This window comes from Massilia sp. Root351, from assembly GCF_001425045.1.
Classification (GTDB): domain Bacteria; phylum Pseudomonadota; class Gammaproteobacteria; order Burkholderiales; family Burkholderiaceae_D; genus Rugamonas.
The window spans coordinates 169,611-181,929 of record NZ_LMDJ01000031.1; the positions used below are offsets into that span (position 1 = coordinate 169,611).

Sequence of the window (12,319 nt, forward strand, 5' to 3'; positions counted from 1 at the left end):
CCGCGCACGATAGGCGCAACGACAGCGCTTAGCCCAGCTGCTTGAGCAGGAAGGCGTAGGTCAGCGCCCACATCATGGCTTGCTGGTCGTTGTTGGCGGCGCCGGCATGGCCGCCCTCGGTATTTTCCCAGTACAGCACGTCGTGTCCCTGGCCTTGCATCAGCGCTGCCATCTTGCGCGCGTGGCCGGGATGGACGCGGTCGTCGCGGGTGGAAGTGGTGAACAGCACGCGCGGATAGCGCTTGCCGGCGTGCACGTTCTGGTAGGGCGAATAGCGCGCAATGTAGTCCCACTGCGCCGGATCGTCCGGGTCGCCGTATTCGCCCATCCAGGAGGCGCCGGCCAGCAGTTGATGGTAGCGCTTCATGTCCAGCAGCGGCACCTGGCACACCACGGCGTTGAACAGTTCGGGGCGCTGCGCCATGACGGCGCCCACCAGCAGGCCGCCGTTGCTGCCGCCCATGATGCCGAGGCGGCGCGGAGTGCTCAGGCCGCGCGCGAGCAGGTCTTCTGCCACGGCGATGAAGTCGTCGAAGGCGCGCTGGCGGTGTTCCTTCAGCGCCGCCTGGTGCCAGCGCGGGCCGAATTCGCCGCCGCCCCGGATGTTGGCCAGCACGTAGACGCCGCCTTGCTCCAGCCACGCGGAGCCGGTGACGGCGCTGTAGAAGGGCTTCAGCGACACCTCGAAACCGCCGTAGCCGTACAGCAGCGCCGGGCGTTCGGCGCCGGGCGCCGCGTCCTTGCCGCTGACGACGAAATAGGGCACGGCAGTGCCGTCACGCGAGGTGGCCTGGAACTGCTGCACCCGGCATGGCGCGGCGTCGAAATAGGCGGGCAGGGCTTTCAGCTGCAGCCGCTCGTCGCTGCCGGCCTCGGCCAGGTAGAGCGTGGTGGGCGTGAGGAAGTCGGTGACGGACAGGAAGTACTGGTCGCTGTCGATGCTGTCGAGCGCGCTCGCGTCCAGGGTGCCGAAGGCGGGCGCGTTGACGGTGCGGCGCTGCCACGCGCCGTCCACGTGGCGCAGCTCGACGATGCGGTTCTTCACGTTGTCCAGTTCATTCAGCAGCAGGGCCGAACGCGTGGCGCTGACGCCGTCGAGCGAGCTGGTGGGCGTGGGCGCGAACAGCACCGCGAAGTCGCGCTCGCCCCGCATGTGGCGCCGGAAATCCGTGGCCAGCAACGCGCCTTGCGGATAGACGGCGCCGTTCACCGTCCATTCGGAGCGCAGTTCGATGATGAGCTGGTCGCGCACGGTGTAGGCGGTGGCGTCGTCCGGCTTGTCCACCTTGACCAGGCCGGCGCCTTCGCGCAGGTACAGCTGGTTGGCGTAGAAGCTCATGGAGCGCCAGATCAGCTGGAACTCGTGGCCGGGCGTGAAGTCCTTGGCCGCGCCCACTGCCAGGTCGTCCGGCGCGCCTTCGAACACGGTCAGCGCCTGGTCCAGCGGCGTGCCCCGGCGCCATTCCTTGACGATGCGCGGGTAGCCGGAACTGGTCATGGACCCCGGGCCGAAGTCGGTGGCGACAAACAGGGTGTCGCGGTCGATCCAGGCCGAGCGCGTCTTCGCTTCCGGCAGCCTGAAGCCGTCCGCCACGAAGGCGAGGGTGGCAACGTCGAATTCGCGCAGCACGCAGGCATCGCCACCGCCGCGCGACAGCGACAGCAGGCAGCGCGTATCGCGGTGCAGGAAGTCGGCGCCGGCCCAGACCCAGTTCTCGTCCTCGGCGGCGGCCAGGGTGTCGAGGTCGAGCATGGTCTGCCACGCCGGATCGGCCAGCACGAACTGTTCCGGCGTGGTGCGGCGCCAGATGCCGCGCACATGGGTGGCGTCGCGCCAGAAGTTGTAGTAATAGCCTTCATGCAGGCTGACGTAAGGAATGCGGTCCTGCGAATTGAGGATGGTCTTGAAGCGCGCATGCAGCGCCGCGAACTGCGGCGTGGCTTCCAGTTCGCCGCTGGCGACGGCGTTTTGTCCGCGCACCCATTCCAGCGGCGCCTCGCCTGCCACGTCCTCAAGCCAGAGATGGGGATCGGCGCCGGTGGCGGTTTGGGCGGTATTCTGTCGTGCGGGCATGCAAGTCTCCATAGCGGCGCGTGGTCTCATCCGTCTATTGTGACATGCCCGGCGCATGCCTGTTGCTAGGGCGGCGCAGGCTGCTGGCTAACCCAGACCGGGGCGGACCACAGCACGGCGCCGTCGTCCTGGGTGATGCGCGCGTAGTAGAAGTGCTCGCCCGGCGTGGGGGTGATGGTGGTGCTGGCGGAGGCGCCCGGCAGCGGGGCGGCCGAGTTGCGGCGGCCGGGCTCGCCTTCGATGATGGCCAGCGCGGCTACCTGCTTGCCGCCAGCGCTGGCGTGCCGCACTTCCAGCGTCAGCGGCCCGCTGTTGCTAAAGCGCTCACCCATCAGGCGGCCGTTCGCGGTGAGAATGATCTGGGCCTGCTTGTCCATGGTGGCGAACACGCGCCGGGCGCGGATCGCCTCGAGGAAGGCGGTGGACGACAGCGCGGATGCTTGCGGTATCAATATTGCCGTGCGGTTGGGCGCCGACATGCCCCAGTTGGCGCAGTGGTTGTCCTGGTTGGTGGCAAAGGCCACGTGGTAGCCGGCCTCCAGGAGGCGCTGGCACGTTTCCTCGTAGGTGCTGCGGCGCGTTTCCGTTTCGGTGGTGTTGACGGAGAAGGCGTTGGTGTTCATCACTTCGCACAGCGCCATGGCGGCGTCGCCGTCTTCGGTGTAGCCCAGCGGCTTGCCGCCGGCGCGGAATTGGTTCTGCTTGGGATGGTTGAACTGGCCCAGCCAGCCGCGCTCGCGCATCAGCGTGTAGAGTGCGCCGTAGTCCCCCTTGGCGGTGGCGGTGTCGGCCAGCAGGTCGCCGCCGGCGTTGCGTTCCCAGCCCAGCAATTCCTGGCTGTTCAGGATGTTCAAGTGGCCGCCGCCGCTGATGACGCCCCATTCCAGGCCGTATACGGCCAGGAAGTCCGGGTGCGCTGCGCTGTAGGCGTTCGCCGCCGCCAGGCCGCTGCGGTACAAGCCGGTTGCGCGGGCCGGATCGGCGGACGCATCGGTGCCTTCCGAGCCGTCGTACATGTGGTTGTGTTCGGACGTCATCAGGAAATCCAGGCCGTGGCGGCGGGCGTAGTCGTACGCATCCTCCGGTCCGAAGGGTGCGCTTTGCGGCGCCTGGGCGCCGCTGCAATGCTCGATCGCACCGCCGCCGTCGCTGTGGCTGGTCTGGCTGTGCAGGTTGCCGTAGTAGACGGTATAGGGCAGTTCGCCGGCGGCCGGCTGCAGGCCAGCGGCGCTGCGCGCGGCGCGGGCGGTGGGCAGCGGGGCGAACTGCCGCATGGCCAGCGGCGCCGGGTGTCCCACCATGACTTCCCAGCGTTGCCGGATGACTTCGCGCGCGCGGCCGCTGCCGGCCTCTGCGCGCAGGCGCAGCTGGTAGACGCCGTCGGGCAGGGCGGGCGCCGCGCCCTGCCGCTGCGGGCGGCGAGCGGCGCAGCACGGCAGCGTCACAGTGCCTTCGCCGTCGCGTGCCCCGCTGGCGCCGCGTTGCGTGGTAGCCGCACCACGCCATTGCCGTACGGTGTTGCCGGCCGGGTCCACCAGCTGCAGGCGCCAGCCGACCTTGCGTCCCAGCGCGCGCGGCACGGTGAAATGCAGGCGCACCGCCGCATCCGCTGCGCCCGGGCCGCCGCTTGCCAGCTGCGCCGGCACTGCCAGCACCGCGTCGAATTCGCTGTGCTCCCGCTCTGCGGCGGTGCAATTTGCGCCCCATGCGAGGCCGGCAGCGATTACCATGGCGGATGGTCGTGGAATGGCATGCATGATCACCTCCTGCTCGTTGCTTAGAGCGCAAAAAGGAGCAGAGGTTCCGTGCTTGCCATAAAACCAATCCGCGCATCACTAGCGTGTTGCTAGCAGCGGCTATGGCCAGTTAGTTCTGGTTGAGAAACCGTGTTTAATAGTATGCTGCTCCAATGCAAAACAACTTGGCATGAAGTGACCGTGAATGCGTAACCTGGGTTCCCTGCTCAAAGGCCTGATGAATTTAAGGACTGTGCTCTGGGGCATAGGCTTGTCGCTGGCAATGTCGGTCGGCATGGTGCTGTACTCGAACGCGGCGCGCGCCGTGGAAGACGACGACCGCCAGCGCTTCGACAACCTGGCGCGCAGCACCCAGTACAGTATTTCGCAGCGGGTGAAATCCTATTCGGACGTGGTGCGCGGGCTGGTGGCGCTGTTCCAGACCAGCGACTCGCTCAACCGCCAGCAGTTCCACCAGTACGTGGCCAGCCTGAACCTGCCGCAGCATTTCCCGGCCATCGAAGCGCTCAACTACGCGGTGCCGGTGACGGACGCCGAACGCGACGCCTTCGTGGCCGCCGTGCGCAACGACCGCAGCCTGAATCCGCAGGGCTACCCCAATTTCGACATCAAGCCGCCCGGCCGGCGCGACCAGTACACCGTGCTGCTCTACCTCGAGCCGATGGACAAGGTCATGGAGCGCTTCGGCGTGGACATCGGCGTCAACCCGGCCATTGCGCGCGCAATGGATTTGTCGCGCGACACCGGCCAGATCAGCGCCTCCGGCCAGCCGGTGATCGTGAAGAAGCCGCTGCCGCACATCGGCCTCGGCATGCGCCTGCCGGTGTACAAGCGCGGCATGCCGATCCACGACGTGGCCAGCCGCCGCGCGGCCTATATCGGCTCGGTCGGCATCGGCTTTTCGGTCGCCAAGCTGGTGCAGGGCGCCATCGACGAGATGGCTATCCGGCAAGTACACATGCTGCTGTACGCGGACAGCTCCACCGACGTGGAAAAGCGCCGCCTTGCCATCGAAAAAACCGACCGCCTGCTGTACAACGACGACGGCTCGATCGAAGCGGCGCCGATCGCCCCATCCAACCCGGACGAGTACATGGAAACGGTGCTGCCGATCGACTTCAACGGCACCTTGTGGAAGGCGCTGTTCCGCGTCAAGCGCTCCGACATGCACACCGGGCTGGACGCCTACTTCCCATGGATCGCGCTGGCCACCGGCTTCATCGTCACCATGCTGATCTACAGCTACCTGCTGACCATGTACTTCTCGCGCCGCAGCGCCGTCGAGCAGCGCCTGCTGCTGGATAGCGTGCTCAACAACGTGGATGCGCGCGTCTTCATGAAAGACCAGCAGCGCCGCTATATCTACGCCAACGCCAAGACCGCCGAAGCCATGGGCTTGCCGGTCGAGGACATCATCGGCAAGAGCGACCGCGAGCTGATGCCGGCCGCGCAGGCCGACGCCGCCTGGGCCGAGGAGCGCGAAGTATTCCTGGACGGCGTGAAGCGCGCCGGCGAAGAGCGCTATGTGGGCCGCGACGGCGCCGTGCAGCACTTGTGGACCGTCAAGGCGCCGGTGCGCATCGACGGCGACGTGGCGGCCGTGATCGGCCTGGCCACCGACATCACCGAGCTGCACAACCTGAAGGAGCAGGCCCAGGCCGCCAACCAGGCCAAGAGCGACTTCCTGTCCAATATGAGCCACGAGATCCGCACGCCGATGAACAGCATCATCGGCATGGCGCACCTGGCGCTGAAGTCGGTCACCCATCCCAAGCAGCGCGACTACTTGCAAAAAATCTATCACTCCGGCCAGCACCTGCTGGGCATCATCAACGACATCCTCGACTTCTCCAAGATCGAGGCGGGCAAGCTGGAGCTGGAAGTGCTGGATTTTGCGCTGGAAACCTTGCTGGGCAACGTTTCCAGCCAGCTCGGCGAAAGTGCCGCGCGCAAGGACCTGGAACTGATTTTCGAGATCTGGCCCGGCCTGTCGCACCAGCTGCGCGGCGACCCGCTGCGGCTGGAGCAGGTGCTGCTCAACTTCACCAGCAACGCCATCAAGTTTTCCGAGAACGGCAAGATCTACATCCGCGCCCGCCCGGTGGAAGACCGCGACACCCACACCGTGGTGCGCTTTGAAGTGCAGGACCAGGGGATCGGCATGACCAAGGAGCAGATGGACAAGCTGTTCCAGTCCTTCCACCAGGCCGACACCTCCACCACGCGCAAGTACGGCGGCACCGGGCTGGGCCTGGTCATCAGCAAGCAGCTCGCCGAGCTGATGGGCGGCGCGGTCGGCGTCGACAGCCTGCGCGGCCACGGCAGCACCTTCTGGTTTACCGCGCGCCTGGCCAAGGGCACCAACTTCCTGGAGCAAAGCCGCAACGACGTGCTGCAGGCTGACGTCATGGCCACCATCCAGGGCGCCAACATCCTGCTGGTGGAAGACAACATCTTCAGCCAGCAGGTGGGCCAGGAATTGCTGGAAGACGCCGGCGCCACGGTGTGCATCGCCAACAACGGCAAGGAAGCCATCGACCTGCTGCTCAAGGAGCGCTTCGATTGCGTGCTGATGGACGTGCAGATGCCGGTGATGGACGGCTACGAAGCCACGCGCCTGATCCGTTCGCATCCCAGGCTCACCGGCACCCTGGTGATCGCCATGACCGCCAACGCCGGACGCGACGACCAGGCCCGCTGCATCGCCGCGGGCATGGACGAATTCATCACCAAGCCGATTGCGCCCAATCTGCTGTTTACGGTGCTGTCGCGCTGGATGATGCAGCGTGCCGTGGAAGGCACGCGGCCGCCGCGCCTCGATGGCAGGCTAGCCGTGTCGGCCGCCGCCGGCATTGAAACGCCGCTGCCGGAAAGCCCGGCGGCGCTGGACGACGCCGCTGCCATGGCCGCCGCATCCGCATCCGCCGCCGACCTCCCCGGCGCCGGCCCGCCGGCCGGCCCCGCCGACACCCGGCCCGTGCCCGTCGCGGACGCCGACTTGTTCGACATCGCCGCGCTGGCGCAAACCTTCGGCAACAAGCACGACAAGATGCGCAAATACGCGCTGATGTTCCTGGACGCCGCGCGCGACGGCATGGTGGAAGTAAGCCAGGCCATGGCCGAAGCCGACATGACGCGCCTGGCCGAGCTGGGCCACCGCATCAAATCGTCGGCCCGCGCGGTCGGTGCGATGAGCTTCGCCGAGCTGTGCCTGGCCCTTGAGCACCTGCCGCCCGACGCCACGCCCGCCCAGGCTCAGCAAATCGTCGCGCAAATGCAGCCGCTGCTGGACGTGCTGAAGGACCACATCGCCCAGGAGTTGACGGCGCATGCGGCGGGGTAGGATCTGGGGCCGGCGGAACGCGCGCTGACAGGCGCATGCCGCCGGCCGGACTGCTCAATGCGATAGGTCCAGCACCACCCGGCCTTCGATATCGCCCTCGCGCATGCGGTCGAAGACCTGGTTGATGTTGTCCAGGCGGTCGGTCGAGACGGTCGCTTTGACCTTGCCTTCGTCGGCGAACGCCAGCGATTCCTGCAGGTCCAGGCGGGTGCCGACGATGGAGCCGCGCACTGTGATGCCGTTCAGTACCATGTCGAATATGGGCAGCGGGAAGTCGCCCGGCGGCAGGCCGTTCAGGGAAACCGTGCCGCCCCGCCGAACCATGCCCAGCGCCTGGGAGAAGGCCTTGGGCGACACCGCCGTTACCAGCACGCCATGTGCGCCGCCGATCTCTTTCTTGATCGCAGCCGCCGGGTCGGCGGTGCTGGCGTTGACGGTGAGGGCGGCGCCCAGCCGCCGCGCCAGGGCCAGCTTGCGCTCGTCGATATCGACCGCCACCACGTTCAGTCCCATGGCCCTGGCGTATTGCACCGCCATATGCCCAAGCCCACCGATGCCGGAGATGACAACCCAGTCGCCCGGCTTGGTGTCGGTTACCTTCAAGCCCTTGTAAACGGTGACGCCGGCGCACAGGATGGGGGCAATGTCGACAAATGCGATGTCCTTCGGCAGGTGGCCCACGTAGCCGGCATCGGCCAGCGCGTATTCGGCGAACCCGCCGTTGACGGAGTAGCCGGTGTTTTGCTGCGATTCGCACAGCGTTTCCCAGCCGCCCAGGCAATGCGGGCAGTGTCCGCAGGCCGAGTACAGCCAGGGGATGCCGACCCGGTCGCCGGCCTTGACGTGCTTGACGCCCGCGCCGACTTCGGCCACGTAGCCTACGCCTTCATGGCCGGGGATAAAGGGCGGATTGGGCTTGACCGGCCAGTCGCCGCAGGCCGCGTGCAGGTCCGTGTGGCAGACGCCGCACGCCTCGATCTTGACCAGGACTTGCCCGGGACCCGGCGCCGGCACGGCCACGTCTTCAATGTGCAGCGGCTGGCCGAAGGCCCGTACCACCGCTGCTTTCATCATCTTGCTCATGGAATCTCCCTGTCGAGTGTGGGGGCCACCAGGCCCGCGTCTCAGTGATCGTAAGAAATTAATCCGCCCAAACCTTTGATCTCGATCAAAAACACCGGGAACGGATCACCTTCATTGCGTTAAATCCGGCAGGCAACAGTGCAAGTCGTGTTCGATAGTTGTCCTAGAATGGTTCGCGTCACCAGCCCCGGAGGATGCGAACCATGGATGAGTTACCCGGTACCAAGATCTCCCGCCGCGACCTGCTGATCGCGGGTGCGCTGTCCGCCACGGCGGCCGCCATTCCGCCCGTGGCGCTGGCCAAGGCACAGGACGGCGCAGCGCCGCCGGCCAGCCTGCCGCCGGTCAAGTGCGCCTTGACGGTGAACGCCGCCAGGCACGAGCTCAATGTGGACGCGCGCACTTCGCTGCTCGACGCGCTGCGCGAGCATCTGCACCTCACCGGCACCAAGAAGGGCTGCGACCACGGCCAGTGCGGCGCCTGCACCGTGCTGCTCGATGGGCGGCGCATCAATTCCTGCCTGACACTGGCTGTGATGCACGAGGGCGCGCAGGTCACCACCATTGAGGGGCTCGGCAATCCGGACAGGCTGCACCCCATGCAGGCCGCCTTCGTCCGGCACGACGGCTACCAGTGCGGTTACTGTACCCCCGGCCAGGTCTGTTCGGCGGTGGCGGTGCTGGATGAGATCAGCCAGGGCAAGCCCAGCCACGTGACGGCGGACCTGACCGCCAGGCCCATGCTCAGCGTGGAGGAAATCCGCGAGCGCATGAGCGGCAACATCTGCCGTTGCGGCGCCTACTCCAACATCGTGGACGCCATCGTCGAGGTGGGCAGCGGCGCGGCCGGGAGGGCGGCATGAGAGCCTTCACTTATCAGCGCGTGCAGTCGCCGGCCGAGGCCGCGGCGGCCGCGCAGCGTGCGCCCGGCAGCCGCTTCATCGCCGGCGGCACCAATCTGCTGGACCTGATGAAGCTGGAAATCGAAACCCCGGCGCACCTGATCGACGTGAACGGGCTGGCGCTGGACCAGATCGAAGTGCTGCCGGACGGCGGCCTGCGGGTGGGCGCGCTGGTGCGCAACACCGACCTGGCTTCCGACGAACGCGTGCGGCGCGACTACGGCGTGCTGGCGCGCGCGCTGCTGGCCGGAGCGTCGATGCAGCTGCGTAACCGCGCCACCACGGCCGGCAACCTGCTGCAGCGCACCCGTTGCCCCTATTTTTACGACACCAACCAGCCCTGCAACAAGCGCCAGCCGGGCAGCGGCTGTTCGGCCATCGGCGGCTACACGCGGCATCACGCGGTGGTCGGCGGCAGCGACGCCTGCATCGCTACCCATCCGAGCGACATGGCGGTTGCCATGCGCCTGCTGGACGCGGAAGTGGAAACCGTGAAACCGGACGGTTCGGCGCGCACCATCCCCATCGTGTCGCTGCACCGCCTGCCGGGCAATACGCCGCATATCGAAACGGCGCTGGAAGCGGGCGAACTGATCACGTCGGTGAAGCTGCCCAGGCCGTTGGGCGGCAAACATGTCTACCGCAAGGTGCGCGACCGCGCGTCGTATGCGTTCGCGCTGGTGTCGGTGGCCGCCATCGTCCAGCCGGACGGCAGCGGGCGGGTGGCGCTGGGCGGCGTGGCGCACAAGCCGTGGCGCATCGAAGCCGCCGAGCAGAACCTGGCGCGCGGCGCCGGGCCGGTGGCCGAGCAGATGCTGGCCGGCGCCCGCACCACGCCGGACAACGCCTTCAAGATCCAGCTGGTGCAGCGCACCCTGGCTTCCGTGCTGGCCGAAGCGAAGAAAGGTTGAGCCATGAAATTCAACACTCCCGCAGGCACCAATCCCATCGACCAGCTCAAAGTGGTGGGCCGCGCCACGGACCGCATCGACGGGCCGATGAAAACCAGCGGCACCGCGCCCTATGCCTACGAACAGCATGGGGTAGCGCCCGGCGCGGCCTACGGCTACGTGGTCGGCTCGGCCATCGCCAAGGGCCGCATCGCTTCCATGGACGTGGTCATGGCGCAGCGCGCGCCTGGCGTGCTGGCGGTGGTCACCGCCGCCAATGCGGGCAAGCTGGGCAAAGGCAAGTTCAATACCGCCAAACTGCTGGGCGGCCCCGAAATCCAGCACTACCACCAGGCCATCGCGCTGGTGGTGGCCGACACCTTCGAGCAGGCGCGCGCCGCCGCGCAACTGATCAAGGTGAAATACGTGCGCGAGAAGGGCGCCTATGACCTGGCGAAGGCCAAGGACAAGGCCAGGTCGCCCAGGCCCGACCCGGATTCGCCGGCCGATTCCAAGGCGGGCAACTTCGATGCCGGCTTCGCGGCGGCGCCTGTCAAGCTGGACTTGCACTACACCACGCCGGACCAGTCGCACGCCATGATGGAGCCGCACGCTTCGGTGGCCTCATGGAAGGGCGACCACGTCACCGTCTGGACCTCGAACCAGATGATCGCCTGGGGCAAGGGCGACTTGGCCAAAACGCTGGGCATCCCGAAAGAGCAGGTGCGGCTGGTGTCGCCGTATATCGGCGGCGGTTTCGGCGGCAAGCTGTTCGTGCGCGCCGAGGCGCTGCTGGCGGCGCTGGGCGCGCGCGCGGCCAGGCGGCCGGTGAAGGTGGCGCTGCAGCGGCCCCTCATGATGAACAACACCACGCACCGTCCCGCCACCATCCAGCGCATCCGCATCGGCGCCACGCGCGACGGCAAGATCACCGCCATCGGCCATGAGTCCTGGTCCGGCGATCTGCCCGGCGGCAAGCCGGAAGTGGCGGTGCAGCAGACCCGCTTGCTGTACGCCGGCGCCAACCGCATGACCAAGACCCGCCTGGCGGTGCTCGACCTGCCGGAGGGGAACGCCATGCGCGCCCCCGGCGAAGCGCCCGGCCTGATGGCACTGGAAATCGCGATGGACGAGATGGCCGAGAAGCTGCAGATGGACCCGGTGCGCTTCCGCATCCTGAACGACACCAAGGTCGATCCCGAAAAGCCCGGCCGGCCGTTCTCGCAGCGGCGCCTGATCGACTGCTTGCGCAGTGGGGCGGAACGCTTCGGCTGGAACGCGCGCAAGCCGGTGCCGGCCAGCGTGCGCGACGGCCGCTGGCTGGTGGGCATGGGCGTGGCGTCCGCTTTCCGCAACAACCTGGTGATGAAGTCGGCCGCGCGCGTGCGGCTGGAGCGGGACGGCAGCGTCACCGTGGAAACCGACATGACCGACATCGGCACCGGCAGCTACACCATCATTGCGCAAACCGCGGCCGAAATGCTGGGCGTGCCGCTGGCCAGCGTGGCCGTGCGCCTGGGCGATTCGGAATTTCCCGTCTCGGCCGGCTCCGGCGGGCAGTGGGGCGGCAACAGCGCCACCTCCGGGGTGTACGCGGCATGCGTGAAACTGCGCGAGGAGGTGGCGCGCAAGGCTGGCTACCCACCGGCGGACGCCGTGTTCGCCGATGGCCAGGTGAGCGCGGGCGGCAAGTCCACGCCGCTGGCCAAGCTGGCCGAAAGCGGCGAAATCGTGGGCGAGGACGCCATCGAATTCGGCAAGCTGGACAAGGAATTCCAGCAATCGACCTTCGGTGCGCATTTCGTCGAAGTGGGCGTGGACGCGGCCACCGGCGAAACCCGCGTGCGGCGCATGCTGGCCGTGTGCGCGGCCGGGCGCATCCTCAACCCCAAGTCGGCGCGCAGCCAGGTGATCGGCGCCATGACCATGGGCGTGGGCGCCGCGCTGATGGAGCACCTGGCGCTGGACAAGCGCCACGGCTTCTTTGTCAACCACGACCTGGCCGGTTACGAAGTGCCGGTGCACGCCGACATACCGCACCAGGATGTGATCTTCCTGGATGAAACCGACCCCATTTCCTCGCCCATGAAGGCCAAGGGGGTGGGCGAGCTGGGCATCTGCGGGGTCGGTGCGGCGGTGGCCAACGCCATCTACAACGCCAGCGGGGTGCGGGTGCGGGATTATCCCATTACGCTGGACAAGCTGCTGGCGCGAATGCCGGCCTACACTTAAAGCCGGTCTGGGGTGATAATGGCGGTTCCGGCGCCGCC

General features: G+C 67.4%; 7 protein-coding genes. 4 read left to right on the forward strand and 3 right to left on the reverse strand.

Annotated elements, in window-relative coordinates:
- Positions 1–28: 28 nt before the first annotated feature.
- Positions 29–2,074, reverse strand: a complete 2,046-nt coding sequence (locus tag ASD15_RS20795; protein ID WP_229418282.1) for a prolyl oligopeptidase family protein — start codon at positions 2,072–2,074, stop codon at positions 29–31.
- Positions 2,075–2,139: 65 nt separating this feature from the next.
- Positions 2,140–3,831 (reverse strand): CehA/McbA family metallohydrolase, encoded by a 1,692-nt coding sequence (locus ASD15_RS20800; RefSeq protein WP_229418283.1) that lies wholly within the window; start codon positions 3,829–3,831, stop codon positions 2,140–2,142.
- 184 nt (positions 3,832–4,015) lie between these two features.
- Here ASD15_RS20800 and ASD15_RS20805 point away from each other — a divergent pair, with 184 nt between their 5' ends.
- Positions 4,016–7,174 carry a CHASE domain-containing protein gene (locus ASD15_RS20805; RefSeq protein ID WP_057156942.1) on the forward strand — a complete coding sequence of 1,053 codons (3,159 nt, stop codon included), beginning with the start codon at positions 4,016–4,018 and terminating at the stop codon, positions 7,172–7,174.
- Between the two features lie 54 nt (positions 7,175–7,228).
- Here the strand turns inward: ASD15_RS20805 and adhP are convergent, their stop codons facing one another.
- Entirely contained in the window at positions 7,229–8,257 is a 1,029-nt protein-coding gene (gene adhP / locus ASD15_RS20810) for an alcohol dehydrogenase AdhP (RefSeq protein ID WP_057156943.1), read from the reverse strand.
- A gap of 203 nt (positions 8,258–8,460) precedes the next feature.
- Between adhP and paoA the strand changes: the two genes are divergently transcribed.
- From paoA to paoC, 3 genes are read left to right on the forward strand one after another with little or no spacing between them, the layout of a single operon-like run.
- The gene (paoA, locus tag ASD15_RS20815; protein WP_057156944.1) at positions 8,461–9,120 is read left to right on the forward strand and encodes an aldehyde dehydrogenase iron-sulfur subunit PaoA; all 660 of its coding nucleotides are present in this window, start codon (positions 8,461–8,463) and stop codon (positions 9,118–9,120) included.
- A complete protein-coding gene (locus ASD15_RS20820) occupies positions 9,117–10,070 on the forward strand; it encodes a xanthine dehydrogenase family protein subunit M (protein ID WP_057156945.1) in 954 nt (317 codons plus the stop codon). Before paoA ends, ASD15_RS20820 begins: the two co-directional genes overlap by 4 nt.
- A 3-nt stretch (positions 10,071–10,073) precedes the next feature.
- A complete protein-coding gene (gene paoC, locus ASD15_RS20825; RefSeq protein WP_057156946.1) occupies positions 10,074–12,281 on the forward strand; it encodes an aldehyde oxidoreductase molybdenum-binding subunit PaoC in 2,208 nt (735 codons plus the stop codon).
- Positions 12,282–12,319: the final 38 nt, after the last annotated feature.